The following is a 17,307-nucleotide window of genomic DNA, read 5'->3' as shown; positions in this document are numbered from 1 at the left end:
TTAAAACCTTCAAAATACCGATGTTTTGAAGGTTTTTTAGTGCTATTTTTAGTTGGACAAATTACTGAAAAAAATGAAAAAACTACTTTTAATGACCCTTGCATGTTGCACCTTCTTGGCATGCAAGACAGAAACCAAAAAAGACCCTATCGTTGTGAACTACCCTAATACCGTAAAAGTCGATACCATCGACACCTATTTTGGAACCGAAGTCAAAGACCCTTTTCGCTGGTTGGAAGATGATAGAAGCCCAGAAACCGAAGCTTGGGTGAAAGAACAGAACAAAACCACATTCGGTTATCTGGAAAAAATACCTTTTCGGGACGATTTAAAAAATAGATTGGAAAAGTTATGGAACTATGAGAAGCTTGGTTCCCCGTTCAAAGAGGGCGACTACACTTATTTTTATAAAAATGACGGACTGCAAAATCAATACGTAGTATATAGAACTAAAGATGATGGTGAAGCAGAAGTCTTTCTTGACCCCAACACTTTCTCCGACGACGGCACCACATCTTTGGCGGGACTCAGCTTTACAAAAGATGGCTCTTTAGCAGCTTATCTAATATCAGAGGGTGGTAGCGATTGGCGCAAGGCTATTGTAATGAATGCAAAAACCAAGGAAATTGTTGAGGATACCTTAGTAGATATCAAGTTCAGTGGTATTTCATGGAAAGGCAATGATGGTTTCTACTACTCCAGTTATGACAAACCTGAAGGGAGCGAGCTATCCGCAAAAACAGACCAACATAAAATTTATTATCACAAAGTAGGCACACCTCAAGAAGAAGATGAGCTTGTATATGGTGGCAGACCATCGGAAAAACATAGATATCTTGGAGCTAGACTGACCGAAGACAACAGGTACCTTATTATTTCGGCAAGGATTTCAACCTACGGAAACAAACTTTTTATCAAAGACCTAGAGGACCCTAATGGTTTGCTCATCCCAATATTGGATGATACGGAATCCTCTAGCTATATCATTGAAAACGTTGGGTCTAAACTTTATATCGTCACAGATCGCAATGCACCCAACATGAAAATAGTCACGGTCGACGCATCTAACCCTACACCCGACAATTGGGTAGATTTTATTCCTGAAACCGAAAATGTATTGAGCCCAAGCACCGGTGGCGGCTATTTCTTCGCTGAGTATATGGTCGATGCCATCTCAAAAGTATATCAATATGATTACGATGGCAAATTGGTCCGGGAAGTAAAGTTGCCTGGAGTAGGTAGTGCCGGTGGCTTTGGAGGAAAAAAAGAGGACAAGGAGTTTTACTTTTCCTTTACCAATTACAATACACCGGGGTCGTCCTACAAATATAATGTGGAAACCGGTGAGTACGAACAGTATTGGAAACCGGAAATAGATTTCAATCCGGCTGACTATGAGTCAACCCAAATATTCTACACATCCAAGGATGGCACTAAGGTTCCCATGATCATTACCCATAAAAAAGGATTGGAACTCAATGGAAAAAATCCCACAATTTTATATGGATATGGAGGGTTTAATGTTAGCCTAACCCCATCTTTTAGCATTATAAACGCTGTTTGGATGGAACAAGGTGGTGTGTATGCCGTACCCAACCTGCGTGGCGGAGGGGAATATGGCAAAGAATGGCATGATGCGGGCATAAAAACAAAAAAACAAAATGTATTCGATGATTTTATCGCGGCCGCTGAATATCTTATCGAAAATAAATACACCTCACCCGATTATTTAGCCATTCGTGGCGGTTCAAATGGTGGGCTCCTCGTTGGGGCGACCATGACGCAAAGACCTGAACTTATGAAGGTAGCCTTGCCCGCCGTTGGTGTTATGGATATGTTGAGATACCATACTTTTACGGCAGGTGCCGGTTGGGCATATGATTACGGAACGGCAGAAGACAATGCCGAAATGTTCAATTACCTTAAAGGATATTCCCCGGTTCATAATGTCAAGGAAGGTGTGGCCTATCCTGCAACCCTAGTGACCACAGGCGATCATGACGACAGGGTGGTACCCGCACACAGTTTTAAGTTTGCCGCCGAACTTCAGGAAAAACAGGCCGGGGATAACCCAACCTTGATACGTATTGAAACCAATGCGGGCCATGGTGCCGGTACACCCGTGAGCAAAACCATTGAACAGTATGCGGATATCTTCGGGTTCACCTTTTTCAACATGGGATATGAACAACTTCCCAACCAAGAGGTCTTGAAAGAATTTAAGGAATAGCAATCAATATTTTGGTTTAAAATCCGTTTCTATTAGAGACGGATTTTTTTATATTATAAACTTGACTTTTCAATGCTTCAGTTAGACCACGTTTCTTTCGCTTACGATGAAGCTCCCGTATTGGAAGACATCAATCTTAAAGTACAAAAGGGAGAGCATATCTCGGTGATTGGCGAAAGTGGCTGCGGAAAAAGCACCCTTTTGAAAATAATATATGGACTTCTGCATATTAAAGTAGGTGAAGTGTACTGGGGCGAAAGACAGATTATGGGGCCTTTGTACAATTTGATACCCGGCGAGCCCTATATGAAATACCTTGCCCAGGATTTTGATTTGATGCCCTATACCACGGTAGAAGAGAACATAAGTGAATTCTTGTCTGTTTTTTATCCTAAAAAGCTAAAAAAAAGAACAAAAGAATTATTGGAAATGATCGAGATGGAAGCTTTCGCCAAAACAAAGGTGCAATACTTGAGCGGTGGCCAACAACAGCGTGTAGCCTTGGCACGGGTACTGGCTCAAAAACCTGAACTTTTGTTGCTGGACGAGCCTTTTGGGCATATCGATAATTTTAGAAAAAACAGTCTTAGGAGAAATCTCTTTGATTATCTTAAAAAAAGAAATATCGCCTGTGTTACGGCTACGCACGACCATAATGATATTTTGCCCTATGCGGACAGGGTCATTGTGTTACAAGACCGCAAAATAATCGCCAATAAGCCGACCGTAGACCTTTATAACGACCCTAAAGAGCTATACATAGCATCCCTTTTTGGGGAAGCGAACAAGGTACCGGTGAACATCGTTAAATCATATGCCGATACCAAACGACGAATCATAGTGTATGCACATGAGTTCAAGGTATCCGAAAAATCCGGAATGGAAGTCGTTGTAAAAAAATCGTACTACAAAGGGAGCCATTATTTGGTCGTAGGCGATTATGAAAATCAAGAAGTCTACTTTAATCACCACACACCACTAGAAAAAGGCGCAGCGGTGTTTTTGAATGTATCTATCGAGACATTGAACAAACGGTTACAGCAATAATTTTTCATCTTTTGGATTATCTGCAGTTCGTCGATCTGTATTGGCCCAACGTACTTTTGTTGTGTTCGTACCGTTCAAAGAATAGAACCCTAAATTCTTCATCATGAAAAGATTACATTATTTGTTTTCAATACTTTGTTTTGCATTATTGAATGTTTCTAGCTCATGTTCCAAGGATAAAGCGAACGAGATGGGAGAAATTTCCCAGGAGTCGGGCGATGAAAACCAAAATCCATCAGCCTCCGGAAAATTTGAGTTGGTCGCCAAAGCCGATTATTTGTCCAACAACGGGTCGGGGGAGCAGGCATGGGGCGATAACGTAACCATTGAGGCTTTTAAAATCAATGGGGATGCAGGTGAAGTGGTTTTTGAGACCCAATTCAAAGATGATGGTTTTGGAGTTGCTGGCGGAAGGTGGAAGCAAATAGATTACTATTACGAGTATCAAGGAGAAATCGTAAAATCAAGTGAAGCATTGGTTTTCACCTTTAAAAGACCCGCAGCAGAAGTTACTTTGCAGGTTGGGCAAATGGATCCAGGTGAGGGCCAACAAGCCAAGGAAGGAAAAACTTGTGAAGAGGGTGGTAGCAAGAACAAAGTTGATGAATCTGGAAAGTGGACAGCTTATGATGAAAACAACAATATTATAGGAAGCGGTATTTTGCTGGATGAATATTCCATTGAAGGAAAATTACCGAACTCAATGGGCTCTTATCGCTTTTTATTGGATACGGGAAATCAAAAAATCACAAAGTTGGTAATAGAAGCCACACAATGGGGAGGTGAGGAACGAGGATGTCCCACTCAAAGAGGTTCTTATGCCAACCAACCGTTGAATGATAGTGGTAATACCGAAAATAATTCTGAATTTAATGTAATGGGGTTATCTTTTACGTTGTGACCCCTTTAAAAAAACGGTTACGTACCATTGTTTTCGAATAAGGTGTTTCAGAAGAAAAAGAGAAATATGATATCAACTTATATCATCTTGCCCAATACACCACCTAAATACTGAAGCTAAAAATAATAAATGGCAACAAGTCATAATAATATGGATTTATGTGCGTTTACCAATCTTATATTTTAAATAGCTTACGATGAAACGTTTACATTTAATATTGACCTTGGTTTTTTTTGCCTTATTGGTCACCCCGATATTCTTATAGTATACCATCTATAATGGTTTGCTAACTTTGTTCAAAATATTTTTATTGGACAAACAATCCATCATACAAGAACTTCAATTTAAAGCGGTACGCAGTAGTGGGTCAGGAGGACAGCACGCCAACAAAGTATCTACCAAAGTAGAACTTGTTTTTGACGTTGCCAACTCCAAAGCACTGACTTTTAGCGAGAAACAACGCATTTATTTAAGGTTGAAGAACAGGCTTACCAAAGCAAATATATTGGTGCTTCAGTGTGACGAAAGCAGAAGTCAACACAAAAACAAAGATTTGGTCATCAAACGCTTTTTAGATACTATAGAAAAGGCACTAAAAGTTAAAAAGAAACGTAAAAGGTCGCAGCCCACAAAATCTGCCATTGAAAAGCGGCTCAAATCCAAAAAAAAGACAGCCGAAAAGAAGGCAAACCGCAGTAAGCCAAACCATTAAAGAAGTATTCTTAATTTGATATACTGCTAAACTTTTAATAACATGAAACGTTATATTTTTTTGGAATTTTGCATTGCATCTATCCAAGCATACGTTCATATTTTGAGTTAGTTTAAGTTGAACCGATGGGGACATCGGTTTTTTTTGTCATCAAAATATGTTACCGCTACCCCAGCTAAGACCATATGGCATATAAGACAAAAACCGATATGATACCAGCGAAACCAAGTACCGCAGTGGCCAGGCTAAAAAGCCTATACCCCGTTTTTACGTTCATCCCGCTCATTTGTGTGACCACCCAAAAGAAACTATCATTGGCATGGGACACCACAGCGGATCCGGCACCAATGGCAACCACGACCAAGGCTTTTTGTATTTCGGAATCAAAACCCAAAGAGGGCATCATGGGCATAATGATAGATGCTGCCGTAATCAAGGCAACCGTCGAAGAACCTTGAGCTGTTTTTAAGGCTGCCGCTAAGACAAAGGGCAGGAAAATCCCAATATTATAATCGGTCAGGATGTTCCCCAAGGTTTCCGCTATTCCCGAATTTTGCAGTATTTTTCCGAAAATACCCCCAGTACCGGTAATTAGTATGATGGATGCCGCGTCTTTAATGGCCTTGCCGACCCAACCCGTTGAAGACAACATATCATAATTAAGTCTTTTTGGCAATAGCAAACATAGGAACACCCCTATCAGTAGTGCAATTACGGGTTCACCCAAAAAATCGACCATATCTATAATTTTAGCGTTGGAGTCCGTTCTTTCCAATTTTAAAGAGGATTTTAGGATAATCAACACTATGGGCACTAGTATTGGAATAGAGGATTTTATGGCACTGGGCCGATTTTCAATCTTATTTTCAACATTCAAGGTACCATCAGTATCCGGGTCAATGTACGTTTTTGATGCATAAGTATTCGCAAAGACCAGAGCAGCTAGCAAGGCAATGATACTTATGGGGAATCCAAAAGCAATGACCAAACCCAAATCCGCCCCCAAAATTCCAGCGGCAGCTATTGGCCCAGGAGTGGGCGGAACCATAGTGTGGGATGCCAACAAACCTATTCCCAAGGCAGTGGCCGAACCAGCCAAGGATATTTTTGCTTTTTTTGACAGCCCTTTGTTCAAAGGGTGCAACAACAAAAAACCGCTATCGGCAAATACCGGTATTGAAACAATATAACCTATAATGCCCATAGCCGTGGGAACACGTTTTTTCCCGATAATTTTCAATACTTTTTCCGCTATGGCCAAGGCGCCTCCCGTATTTTCCAGAAAAGCCCCTATAACGACCCCAAGAACTATAATCAACCCTATTTTACCCAGTGTCCCCCCAAAACCCTCGTTTATAGAAGTTATGATATCGGCATAGGGCATTCCCACAAAAAGACCATATGAAATGGATATGATAAAAAGAGCTAAAAACGCATGCACCTTTAATTTTGTCGTCAAAATGATAATAGCAAAAACCGCAAAGAGCAAAAAAAGTAATTCCATAATAGATAGTCCTATTTATTAATAGCATCAAAGAAAGAAAAAATCAAATTTTCAATTAATGTACTTGCGTTCTGCATGCTAAAATCTATGCCTTTGGACGATTCATACGTTTCTAGAACCGTATTCAACCCTAATGCATTCAATTGTTGCTTATCAAGATCCAACTTTCCACAAACCGCAATAACAGGAACGCCATACGTTTTACCGAGACCCAACACTCCCTTTACCAGTTTTCCGTTAATAGTTTGCGCATCAATTTTTCCTTCACCTGTAATGATAAAATCTACTTTATTCTTTTCTAAAAAATCGGGTACTTTTCCAAGTTTTAATATAAAGTCTATTCCACTGATATAATCGGCATCAAAAAAAGTTTTCAATCCGTACGCAGTCCCACCTGCCGCACCAGAACCGGGTAAATGAGCATTATCATGCCCCAATTGTTCTTTTGCCCTTTTATGAAGATTTACGAGCCCATCATCCAAAATTTGTACCTGTTTCCTATCAACACCCTTTTGTGGGCCGTACACATATGCAGCACCATGTTCCCCGAACAAAGGGTTGTCTACATCGTTCACGGCAAAAAAAGCTATATTGTTCAATGTGTCATAAGAGGAACCTTTTTCTATTTTGGCAATTTTAATCAGGTTGCTGCCTATTGGCTCTAAGGTATTTCCCAGATTATCTAGAAACGAATATCCCAAAGCTTTGGCCAAACCTATACCACCGTCATTTGTTGCGCTCCCACCAAGACCTAAATAAATACGCCGAGCTCCTTTTTGAATGGCATCCTTGATCTGTATTCCTGTTCCAAATGTCGTAGTTCGCATTGCATTACGCTCTTGTACGGTCAAAAGTTCCAATCCCGAAGCTCTTGCCATTTCTATATAAGCGGACTTACTTTTTGAATCTAACAGATACATTGCCTTAATGGGTCGCATCAACGGATCCACGGTATCTACCCACATTTTGGCAATAACTTTATTACCGGATACGGCATCTAAAAACCCATCACCACCATCAGAAGCAACTAGGGAATGTATCTTGGCAGAAGAAAAAGCCTTTGCGATACCGGCTGTAATTGATTTGATTACTTCTTTAGCCGTGAGTGACCCTTTAAACTTATCTGGGATTACCAATACATTCATAGCACTTGTATTGTACCTAAGATAATGAACTCTTGGGGAATAAAGGAAAATTACCCTATGTCTACTATTTTGAGTACGTTCGTATTCCAAACAATAGTATCACCTACAGATTTTCCCATTAACGACCTTCCTATGGGAGTCGCTGCCGAGATACAAAAAACTGATGTATGGTCCTTATTATATTCTCCGGCAGAAATAGCGATATAATAGGCCAAATTCTCAGTTTGCACCAAACTTCCCAAACCCACGATTTTCGAAGAACTCTCCAAAGGCACTTTGTACAATACCCGTTGCATTTTTTCGGCCTCTGCCAACTGTTGCCCCAATTTCTCACGTTCCAATTGCAACATGGCGCGCCCGGTCTCATGCTTGTCCCCTGCACTACTTTTGGTCTCGGAACCCAACGATTCTTGAACTTCCTTTATATTTTTTTGAATGCGATATATTCTTTGTTCAACAACATCTTTACAAAAATTATATACCGATTGTTTTTTTATATTTTTCATTTGTTGACCAATTCTGCCAATTCTTTCCCGATGATACTGCCAATGGCAATACCCATACCACCCAAACGAACCCCACAAAACACATTTTCTGACACTTGTTTAACGATAGGCTTTTTTTGGTGGCCCATCCCCATGATGCCACTCCATCTTCTATCAATTTCATGAGCTGTGTTGGGCAAAATGACTTTTTTCAAAATATGCTCCAGGCTTTCTTGAATTTCATCGGTAAGACCAAATTTGAAGGTGTTTTCCTCATCAAAATTCAAATTGCGCCCTCCACCAAAAAGAATACGATTATCAATATTCCTAAAATAGTAATAACCTTCATCCAAATGAAAGGTACCTTTAATAGATAAGTTCTCAATAGGTTTGGTGATAAGCACTTGTGCCCTGGCCGGTCTTACTTTTTCATTGATCAATCTTTTGGAAAACCCATTGGTGGCCAAAAACAATTTTTTTGTTGAAAAGTTAAAGCCATCGGTTTCTATGAGCACTTTTGTGTTGGCTTCTTCGTATGCCGTAACGGTTATCGAGTTAAGTAACAAAATGTTGTCCCGGGAAGCTTTCAACAAAAGAGCGGACATCATTTTCCCCGTATCCAATTGCCCTTCCAAAGTATGAAAAATAGTATTCTTGTGAATGCTCCTAAATCCAAACGAGCTTTCTCTTTTTTCAAAAACATTTTTCCCAAAGACAGGCAGCAACAGTTCATTGAGATATTCCAGTTTGGAAATACAATCATCGTACAAACTACTTTTTTCCAAAAAGAGTTCGTATCCGCCATGTTGCTGAAAATCGATGATACTATCACCAAGGTTTTTACGCAATAGCTGAATGCCCTCCCAACGTTGCCGTACCAAATGTACAACTTCTTCCTCGGTATGGGTTCTTAAGTCAGATAGTAGTTCTGAAGCGCTGCCGAAGCAGGCAAACCCTGCATTTTTTGTACTAGCCCCTTGGGGCAGCATCCCTTTTTCAAGTAGTACGATTTTCGCTCTCGGGTAGTTTTTCCTAAGTTGTAACGCACAGTTCAACCCGGTTATCCCACTACCTACAATGGTAAAATCAATATCTGAAAACCATGTTTTATATTCCCAATAACTCAGCTGCATAACACTAATGTACAACTATAATTTGGCTTCTTTTGATTGGTTTTCTTCCGTTTTTCGCATTCCGAAAAACAGTTGGGACAACATATTTATTTCGGTATTTTTTCCGGTCAAATATCCTTCAAGGTCAATTGTACCCGTATTTTTTTGCCATGCCCGAACCCTCATGCTTTCTAAAAGTGAAAAAAACTGTTCGGTCTGGGGAAGATTCAAATCCTTTTGCAATTTTTCGAAATCTATTTTACAGTCCAAAAAATTGGAGCTTACTTGTTTTTCGACAGGCAACATTCCTGTAAAGGTATCAAAAGAAGTATACAAACCAGCCTCTTTCACGTAAAGTTGATATAACGGGAACAGGGTAAATATGTTATCGGAATCCACAGCGTTAGCCCCACGAAGATATTTCCTGAGACTTTTATCGGCCGAACCCAAATTGAAATGAATTTTAGGCACCTCTTTTTCCTGTACCGTTCTTCGCGCTACTTTTTCAAAATTATCGTCATACTCATAAGAAACTATAGTATCTATTTGTGTGGTTTTACCGTTTAGCTCAAGACTGAAAAACCCGTTTGTACGATTCAAAATTTCTGAAACGTTCAGATTATGCTTTTCAAAAAAAGTATAGGAACCAAGGTTTTGAACGAGTCTTTCTTTGAGTTCTTGATTGTGAAAGTCCGCATTAAAATAAAAAGATAATGAGGCATTGGGCAGCATTTGCAAGGAAACTTCATTTGGAAAATCATTTTTTGAAGAGACCGTTCCGTTCAAAAGCGCCTTCCCATCTTCAAAATTTATCGTAGATGTGCTCTTCCCATCTGTATAAACAATATGAGAAGCGTTACTTTTCAGATTTTCGATAATAGGATGCGCTTTATCATCAATGGTCTTATTATCGATCAAAACATCTGCAAAGACTTTTTTTGCAAAAGTCAGGTTTAGTTCGGGCGAAACAGCCACTATAAGTTGTTCAGCATCCCAGGCCATGGCCAGTTTACCATCGTTTATGATGGCGAAGCGATACCCGTTCCCAGAATCATGTATCGACACCGATTTTTTCTCGAGTTCTTCTTTGACAAACACCTCAAAATCCTCAGAATTGTAGATATTTAGTACTGTAAAGAAGGTATTCTTAACGTTGGGCATGGTAAAAGCTATGAGGTTATAGGGTTGTAACTCTATACCTTTATCCCTTTTTTCATCCTCCTCTTTATCGTCATCTTTTGAAGGTGGGAGAACATCATAATAATACTTGGGCGATGTTACCGCATCCCATACCAAAGTTTCCTTAATATCTTGGATGCCTACTTTTATGGCACTATCCGCATCTTTATGGATCACATTATTAAATGCTACCGATTTTTTATAAGTAACATAGCCATAATACCCTACAATGAAAAGCATTACGGCTAGGGAAAAGATTTTAAGGAACTTTTTCATTATAGGTGCAACGAAATTAATCCATAAGCTCGTCTATCATATTGATGAAGTAAGCAAAGCTGTTTTTATGCCCTTGGGTAGGGGTTTTCAAAATCATTTCGCCACTCATTTTATTGCCCTTGATCTTGGACATATTAAGCTTAAAGTCTCTCGTATTATTGGTAATTAAACCTATCTCACTTCTAAGGCCCCTTGGAAAAGCTTCCGTAGGTATTTTTGAAACAATATTACCACCGTTCACATACATACTGGTAACGTTTTTGCTGATATCTTTCTTCAAATCACTAGATAGTTTTGAAACGTAAGTACCATTTTTTATACCTATCATGTGTTCTTTGGAGCTCCCTAAGAAGACCGTGTTGTCCTTAAACATAAAATACAGGTCTATGGGGTACTTTGTTGTGGTGCCCAAAGCCTTGTAGATACCGTTATCGTAAGTTATACCAGCTTCTTTTATACCAATCTTCATTAGGTTTCCAAACATTTTTTCCTCTTCTGAACTAAACATGAACAAAAAGTCCGGAATAGTCTCTGTCTTGGTCTTTTCTACTTCTTTATAGTTGTAATCCTCATCATATTCATAATCGGTGTAGGTCACTTCTTTTTCCCTAAGATCTGTTACCAAAAGCAGCATATCACCACGTACTATTTTGGCAGCCCCTTCCTCATCTATCAATAAAGAAAACAATCGGGTTACCAATGAAGCGGCAGCTGCAATGGTTTCGGATTCTTCTCCCTTACCTGACATCAATATACTATCGATCAAATTCGGATAAGCTTTCAAAGTGCCTTCGGTACTAATGTTCAAGCTTATGTAGCCCAATAATTTATCTTCATTGATATAGTTCAAGAAATTTTTGTTGAACTTACCTTCATACATAGGTTTGTATAAGTCGGCAAGTTCATCGTTCATGGTATAGGAATATCTGAATGCGGTCTGGTCTTTTTCAAAATTTAATTTCCCCGTAATGGTCATACCGCTGTATAGTTTATCAATATCCATATACTCATAAGGATTGCCCATACCGAACATGTAGCTTGGAAAGGCATTTTTGTAAATTTGTGCAAAATCATTTACCCAAACAACAGCCTCGTCACTGCCCTTGCCCACACTTTTTGTATATGCGGTGTTTTTAAGAATACTTTTTTTTGCGTCACCGGTTATAATTTCCTTAGCTCTTTTTAAGGTGCTTGCGGCGGTCTTTTTTCTTGCTTCTTCACGTTTTTTATCTTGTTCCAAACGTCTTTTTTCTCTTGCGGCTTGCTGCTTCTTATACTCATCGCTATTATAATAATCGTTATACGATTGGGACACTTGCTCCTCAACTTCTTCGATAATCGTTTCCTCAACTACTGTCTCCTCAATGACCTCTTCAATTTCTTCAACCTCTTCAACAGCAGCCTCTACCGCATCTTCGGCCTCAACGGCAACCGAAGGGGTCTCCTCAATATATATATCATTGTAATAGTCGTAATCATTGTAGGCGTATTCATCCCTCATGTTTTGGGGAACAATCACTACCAATGTATTATTGTTCCACATGGTCGTCATACCGTCATACTTTTCTTGAAAATAGGATAGGGTGCCTTCGGTCTCAATTTTCTCTTTTTCCCTTTCGTTCAACAAGCTCAAAAAACCGTTCATGTTGTTCATGGGAACCATAAAAACATTGTTGTATACCCCATCCCTAATTTCTAAAAAGTAATAGAAATTTGCATTTAAATCTAGCCCTAAATCTTCGAAAGTGCTCAATTTGCCATCGGTTTCGCGAGATAATTCTTTTCCAATCATTTTTCCGATTTTGGAGTTTGAAAATTCGGAGACGGACATTAAATCGGTCACATTTTTCCCTTTAATGGAAACCACAACACTGGCATCGTACGGAATTTTCGTGGCGAAATCTTGAGCATTTGATAAAATGGTAAAACAGAAAATAGAAATCGTAAACAATACTTTTTGCATGATATAATTATTTGGTCAGTTTTATTTTATTTTGAATTGATCTTTCCCCCATTATAAGAGACATCGCATCCAATCGAAGCATTACGGCTTTTTTGTTGGGCGATATTTTTGCGTTGCTGTTTGATATATTTTCCACCGTATTATCAAAACGGTAGATGGCTATAAAATTAGCATCATTGAACACTTTTCTATCTTCCTTTTTAAGGTGCAAAAAAGACTTCTTTATGCTTTCATCGTACACAAAATGTCTCTGAAATATTTTTGAGGAAACATCAAAGGAAAAATTCGTGGTGTTGAAATTGGTCTTCCCTTTGGCATTCTGCTCTTTTATCAAATCTTTGGCAATCCCATTAAGGCTGGCAATATCCTCAAAATCGCAAGAAACGGTAAAAATATAATTATCAAAATCCTTCGTTTGTTTGATATTGGAAATACCGTTGGCCTTCTTCAAATGCAGTACCACATCCTTTAATGCCTCGTCAATATCATCTTCCGATGGTATTTTATACCCGTTAACACTATCCAGCAACATAATCGATGCTAATTTGGTCTTGCTTTTGCTCATGTTCACGGTAAGCACCATACTACCACTGCCATCGCTATTTAGATTGATTTCCTCCAAGACATCAAAACAACTTGTACATAAAAAAAGACAACATAAAATAGTGAAACACGAAAAAAACTTCTTGATCATACAGGGTATACTATAGGATAAATTAAACAAACTGTTTTTTTTGGCGAAAATTGTTTTGATGCAATTCTTTTTCTTATCAGGAACAAAACTAAGGCAATTATGGTGTTTACCGCCACCTGAAAACCGTGAAAAAATAAAGCCGAAAATTGGGAGAAATGAAAAAGCCCCAGTTTTTGGGGCTTTGTTTTACTCTTCGGTTAAAGGATCCATCTGAAAATCATCCATAAATGCTGTGGTATAGTTGCCCGCCAAGTAGTCCGGGTGATCCATTAATTGCCTATGAAAGGGTATCGTGGTCTTTATGCCTTCAATAACGAATTCATCCAAGGCCCTTTTCATTTTATTTATCGCTTCTTCCCTTGTTTGGGCAGTCGTAATCAATTTGGCAATCATGGAATCATAGTTGGGCGGAATGGTGTACCCACTGTATACATGAGTATCTAACCGTATTCCATGGCCACCGGGCGTATGCAATGTGGTTATCTTACCGGGCGAGGGCCTAAAATTGTTGTATGGGTCCTCTGCGTTTATCCTACATTCGATAGAATGTAACTTGGGCACATAATTTTTTCCGGAGATGGGAACACCCCCAGCTACCAATATTTGCTCCCTGATCAAATCATAATCTATCACCTGTTCGGTAATGGGATGTTCTACCTGAATACGGGTGTTCATCTCCATAAAATAGAAGTTTCGATGCTTATCGACCAAAAATTCTACGGTTCCGGCACCTTCATACTTTATATATTCGGCGGCCTTTACGGCAGCCTTGCCCATATCTTCCCGAAGCTTATCGGTCATAAAAGGGGAGGGTGTTTCCTCGGTCAATTTTTGGTGTCTTCTTTGAACGGAACAATCCCTCTCGGACAAATGACAGGCCTTACCATATTGGTCCCCTACGATTTGAATCTCGATATGACGCGGTTCTTCTATCAACTTTTCCATGTACATGGCACCATTACCGAAGGCTGCCGAAGATTCCTGTACGGCACTATTGTACAGGTCTTCCATTTCTTCTTCTTTCCAAACAGCACGCATTCCTTTTCCACCACCGCCAGCAGTAGCCTTGATCATTACAGGGTAGCCCATTTTCTTTGCTATTTTCTTGGCATCGGCTACATCTTTCAACAATCCGTCAGACCCTGGTACACAAGGCACTCCAGCAGCTTTCATGGTTGCCTTGGCCGTGGCCTTGTCCCCCATTTTATCAATATGGTCACCGGATGCACCGATAAATTTGATATCGTGTTCCGCACATATTTTAGAGAACTTGGAATTTTCGGAAAGAAATCCGTATCCTGGGTGTATGGCATCGGCGTTGGTAATCTCGGCCGCTGCAATGATATTAGGTATTTTTAAATAGGATTCACTGCTGGGAGCCGGGCCTATACAAACAGCTTCATCGGCAAAACGTACATGAAGGCTTTCTTCATCTGCCTTAGAGTAGACCGCAACGGTCTTTATGCCCATTTCCTTACAAGTACGTATAACCCGCAAAGCGATTTCCCCTCTATTGGCAATCAGTATTTTTTTAAACATATTTTTTAGTTTAAGAGTTTATGGTTTAACAGTTTACAAGTTTAACGGCATTGGCCCTAAACCTAAAACTTAAAACTTCCAAACTTAAAATTATGACGGATCTACCAAAAATAAAGGTTGATCAAACTCCACTGGTGAAGAATCGTCTACTAATACCTTAACTATTTTTCCAGAAACTTCAGACTCAATATCGTTGAATAATTTCATGGCCTCGATAACACAAAGTACATCTCCCGTATTGATGGTATCGCCCACTTCGACAAAGACAGGTTTATCCGGAGAAGGTTTTCTGTAAAATGTGCCTATAATCGGTGATTTTATGGTAATATATTTAGCGTCATCCTCTGCTGCTTTATTGGCTTCGGCAGCAGGTGGTGTGGTTTCGGCAGGTGCGGTCGGTGCAACAGGTGCCGCCTGTTGAGGTGCATTTTGCATTGGTATCTGCTGTACAAAGGTGGTTTCTGGAGCAGTCTCCGAACTTCCTGTTCTGATGGTAATCTTAATATCTTCCATCTCCAGTTTTACCTCACTTGCGCCAGATTTGGCTACAAATTTAATCAAGCTCTGAATTTCTTTAATATCCATTAATTTCGATTTAGTTTATGTTGAGTCAGTTTATGAATTATAGGCCCATTTTAGATAGATTGAACCCCAGGTAAATCCACCGCCAAAAGCGGCAAATACCAAATTATCTCCCTTTTTGAGTTGGTCTTCGTAATCGTTCAATAAAAGTGGTAAGGTGGCAGAGGTTGTATTACCGTATTTTTGTATGTTCATCATCACCTTTGAACTATCCAGTCCCATTCTGTTGGCCGTAGCATCAATTATTCTTTTATTGGCCTGGTGAGGCACCAGCCATTGTACGTCTTCGTGACCAAGATCGTTACGCTCCATTATCTTTGCGGAAACATCGGCCATGTTGGAAACCGCAAATTTAAAGACCGATTTCCCATCCTGAAAAATATAATGGTCCCCGTTTTTAACCGTTTCCTCGGAAGCGGGCAACATTGACCCTCCTGCCGGCATTCCCAGAAACTTTCTGCCAACACCGTCCGATCTTAGATATTCATCCTGAAGGCCGAGTCCATTCCTATTTGGTTCAAACAATACAGCACCGGCACCATCCCCGAAAATAATACAGGTAGTCCTATCGGTATAATCTATGATGGAAGACATTTTATCTGCCCCGATCAAGAGAACCTTCTTATATCTCCCGCTTTCTATAAAACCGGCAACGGTAGACATTCCAAAAAGAAAGCTGGAGCATGCCGCCAACAAATCATAGGCAAATGCGTTAGTAGCCCCAATTTCCGAAGCTACGAATGCAGCTGTTGAAGCGACCAAATTATCCGGTGTTGCCGTTGCAACGATCACCAAATCTATTTCAGATGGGTTCAACCCCCTTTTTTTAATAAGGTCTTCTGCCGCTTTTATGGCCATGTAAGAACTTCCTTCGCCTTCTTCGGGTTTTAGAATTCTCCTTTCTTTTATACCTGTACGTGCAGTAATCCATTCATCATTGGTTTCTACCATTGATTCCAACATTTTGTTGGTAAGAATAAATTTGGGCAGGTACGCCCCTACAGCCGTAATAGCTGCCGTTAGTTTGCTCATGCTTAAACTTTTTTTGCCAAAAAACTTCAAAAATGGCTCAAAATTCGTGAAAATTACTAATTTTTCACGAGTTTTTGCTCTGAAAGTATTTGTTTCTTGTTATTAAAGGTAAATAAAAAACTCCCACTATTTAAAGTGGGAGCTTCATAATCTGTACGCTATTGTTGTACTAGGCTTCTGCCTCTTCGGTATTATCGATCAAAACCTGTCCTTTATAGTACAATTTACCTTCATGCCAGTGAGCTCTATGATATAAATGTGTCTCGCCTGTAGTGGTATCCTTTGCCAAGGTAGGGGCAACGGCTTTGTAGTGCGTTCTTCTTTTATCTCTTCTTGTTTTGGAAATTTTTCTCTTTGGATGTGCCATTGTTGTATTATTTGTCCGTTTTTAACTGCTTTAACGCATCCCATCGAGGATCCGTAATATTTTTGTCTTTCTTTGTATCTTTAGGTTCAAGTTCTTCTAGTTTTACGAGCATTTCGGATTGTAATGTACCATCGGCAATTCCTGGGTGTACCCGTTTTTGCGGAACGGCCAAAACAACCATTTCATAAACGTACTGGGCAACATTTATTTGATGTGATCCGTGAGGTATAATTAAAATTTCATCATCCTCGTCATTATACTCCTCACCAAATTTTACCACTAATTCCAAACTTGATTCGGTTTTCAAATCAAAAGGTTCGTTGGTAACATCACAATTAACGTTTACGGTACCTTTAGCGCGCATATCAAGCTCTAACATTGTGCTTGTTTTGTTCAGGACAATGTTCAAGTCTACCGCTGCACCGTTAAACTCGTTATAACCAAAAGACTCAAAGAACGTATTGTCAATACTATATGTAAACTTGTGTTTTCCCTGCTTTAACCCCGAGAAAGGAATAACAAACTCCTTTTGCTTCATC

Annotated in this window: 16 protein-coding genes; 4 read left to right on the top strand and 12 right to left on the bottom strand. The window is 39.6% G+C overall.

What is annotated here, in order from left to right; genetic code table 11:
- Window positions 1-73: 73 nt before the first annotated feature.
- The 4 genes from HYG79_RS08810 to arfB all read left to right on the top strand — a co-directional run bounded on the left by HYG79_RS08810 (window position 74) and on the right by arfB (window position 4,890).
- Entirely contained in the window at window positions 74-2,230 is a 2,157-nt protein-coding gene (locus HYG79_RS08810; RefSeq protein ID WP_179241729.1) for a prolyl oligopeptidase family serine peptidase, read from the top strand.
- 72 nt (window positions 2,231-2,302) lie between these two features.
- Complete coding sequence (locus HYG79_RS08805; RefSeq protein ID WP_179241728.1) at window positions 2,303-3,277, top strand: ABC transporter ATP-binding protein; 975 nt, start codon at window positions 2,303-2,305, stop codon at window positions 3,275-3,277.
- Window positions 3,278-3,380: 103 nt separating this feature from the next.
- Complete coding sequence (locus HYG79_RS08800) at window positions 3,381-4,178, top strand: hypothetical protein (RefSeq protein ID WP_179241727.1); 798 nt, start codon at window positions 3,381-3,383, stop codon at window positions 4,176-4,178.
- 292 nt (window positions 4,179-4,470) lie between these two features.
- Window positions 4,471-4,890 (top strand): alternative ribosome rescue aminoacyl-tRNA hydrolase ArfB, encoded by a 420-nt coding sequence (gene arfB / locus HYG79_RS08795; RefSeq protein ID WP_317168505.1) that lies wholly within the window; start codon window positions 4,471-4,473, stop codon window positions 4,888-4,890.
- A gap of 175 nt (window positions 4,891-5,065) precedes the next feature.
- Here the strand turns inward: arfB and HYG79_RS08790 are convergent, their stop codons facing one another.
- From HYG79_RS08790 to HYG79_RS08735, 12 genes are all read right to left on the bottom strand, one after another.
- A complete protein-coding gene (locus HYG79_RS08790) occupies window positions 5,066-6,394 on the bottom strand; it encodes a GntP family permease (RefSeq protein ID WP_179241726.1) in 1,329 nt (442 codons plus the stop codon).
- A gap of 11 nt (window positions 6,395-6,405) precedes the next feature.
- Window positions 6,406-7,539, bottom strand: coding sequence for a glycerate kinase (locus HYG79_RS08785; protein ID WP_179241725.1), 1,134 nt, complete (start codon window positions 7,537-7,539; stop codon window positions 6,406-6,408).
- Window positions 7,540-7,589: 50 nt separating this feature from the next.
- Window positions 7,590-8,045, bottom strand: a complete 456-nt coding sequence (locus tag HYG79_RS08780; RefSeq protein WP_179241724.1) for a GreA/GreB family elongation factor — start codon at window positions 8,043-8,045, stop codon at window positions 7,590-7,592.
- A complete protein-coding gene (locus tag HYG79_RS08775; RefSeq protein ID WP_179241723.1) occupies window positions 8,042-9,157 on the bottom strand; it encodes an NAD(P)/FAD-dependent oxidoreductase in 1,116 nt (371 codons plus the stop codon). The genes HYG79_RS08780 and HYG79_RS08775 overlap by 4 nt, the downstream gene beginning before the upstream one ends.
- A 15-nt stretch (window positions 9,158-9,172) precedes the next feature.
- Window positions 9,173-10,591 carry a hypothetical protein gene (locus HYG79_RS08770; RefSeq protein ID WP_179241722.1) on the bottom strand — a complete coding sequence of 473 codons (1,419 nt, stop codon included), beginning with the start codon at window positions 10,589-10,591 and terminating at the stop codon, window positions 9,173-9,175.
- 16 nt (window positions 10,592-10,607) lie between these two features.
- Window positions 10,608-12,554, bottom strand: a complete 1,947-nt coding sequence (locus HYG79_RS08765; RefSeq protein ID WP_179241721.1) for a hypothetical protein — start codon at window positions 12,552-12,554, stop codon at window positions 10,608-10,610.
- A gap of 7 nt (window positions 12,555-12,561) precedes the next feature.
- Window positions 12,562-13,248, bottom strand: coding sequence for a hypothetical protein (locus HYG79_RS08760; RefSeq protein WP_179241720.1), 687 nt, complete (start codon window positions 13,246-13,248; stop codon window positions 12,562-12,564).
- A gap of 186 nt (window positions 13,249-13,434) precedes the next feature.
- Window positions 13,435-14,787, bottom strand: coding sequence for an acetyl-CoA carboxylase biotin carboxylase subunit (gene accC / locus HYG79_RS08755; protein ID WP_179241719.1), 1,353 nt, complete (start codon window positions 14,785-14,787; stop codon window positions 13,435-13,437).
- A 90-nt stretch (window positions 14,788-14,877) separates the two neighbouring features.
- Window positions 14,878-15,372, bottom strand: coding sequence for an acetyl-CoA carboxylase biotin carboxyl carrier protein (accB, locus tag HYG79_RS08750; RefSeq protein ID WP_179241718.1), 495 nt, complete (start codon window positions 15,370-15,372; stop codon window positions 14,878-14,880).
- Window positions 15,373-15,402: 30 nt separating this feature from the next.
- On the bottom strand, window positions 15,403-16,401 hold the full coding sequence (locus HYG79_RS08745) for a beta-ketoacyl-ACP synthase III (RefSeq protein WP_179241717.1): 999 nt from the start codon (window positions 16,399-16,401) through the stop codon (window positions 15,403-15,405).
- Window positions 16,402-16,570: 169 nt separating this feature from the next.
- Window positions 16,571-16,768 carry a 50S ribosomal protein L32 gene (rpmF, locus tag HYG79_RS08740; protein WP_179241716.1) on the bottom strand — a complete coding sequence of 66 codons (198 nt, stop codon included), beginning with the start codon at window positions 16,766-16,768 and terminating at the stop codon, window positions 16,571-16,573.
- 7 nt (window positions 16,769-16,775) lie between these two features.
- Window positions 16,776-17,306: a YceD family protein gene (locus tag HYG79_RS08735; protein ID WP_179243522.1), complete on the bottom strand. Its 531-nt coding sequence runs from the start codon at window positions 17,304-17,306 to the stop codon at window positions 16,776-16,778.
- Window position 17,307 lies beyond the last annotated feature (1 nt).

The organism is Costertonia aggregata, from assembly GCF_013402795.1.
Taxonomy (GTDB): domain Bacteria; phylum Bacteroidota; class Bacteroidia; order Flavobacteriales; family Flavobacteriaceae; genus Costertonia; species Costertonia aggregata.
This window is presented reverse-complemented; position numbering and strand designations above follow the sequence as displayed.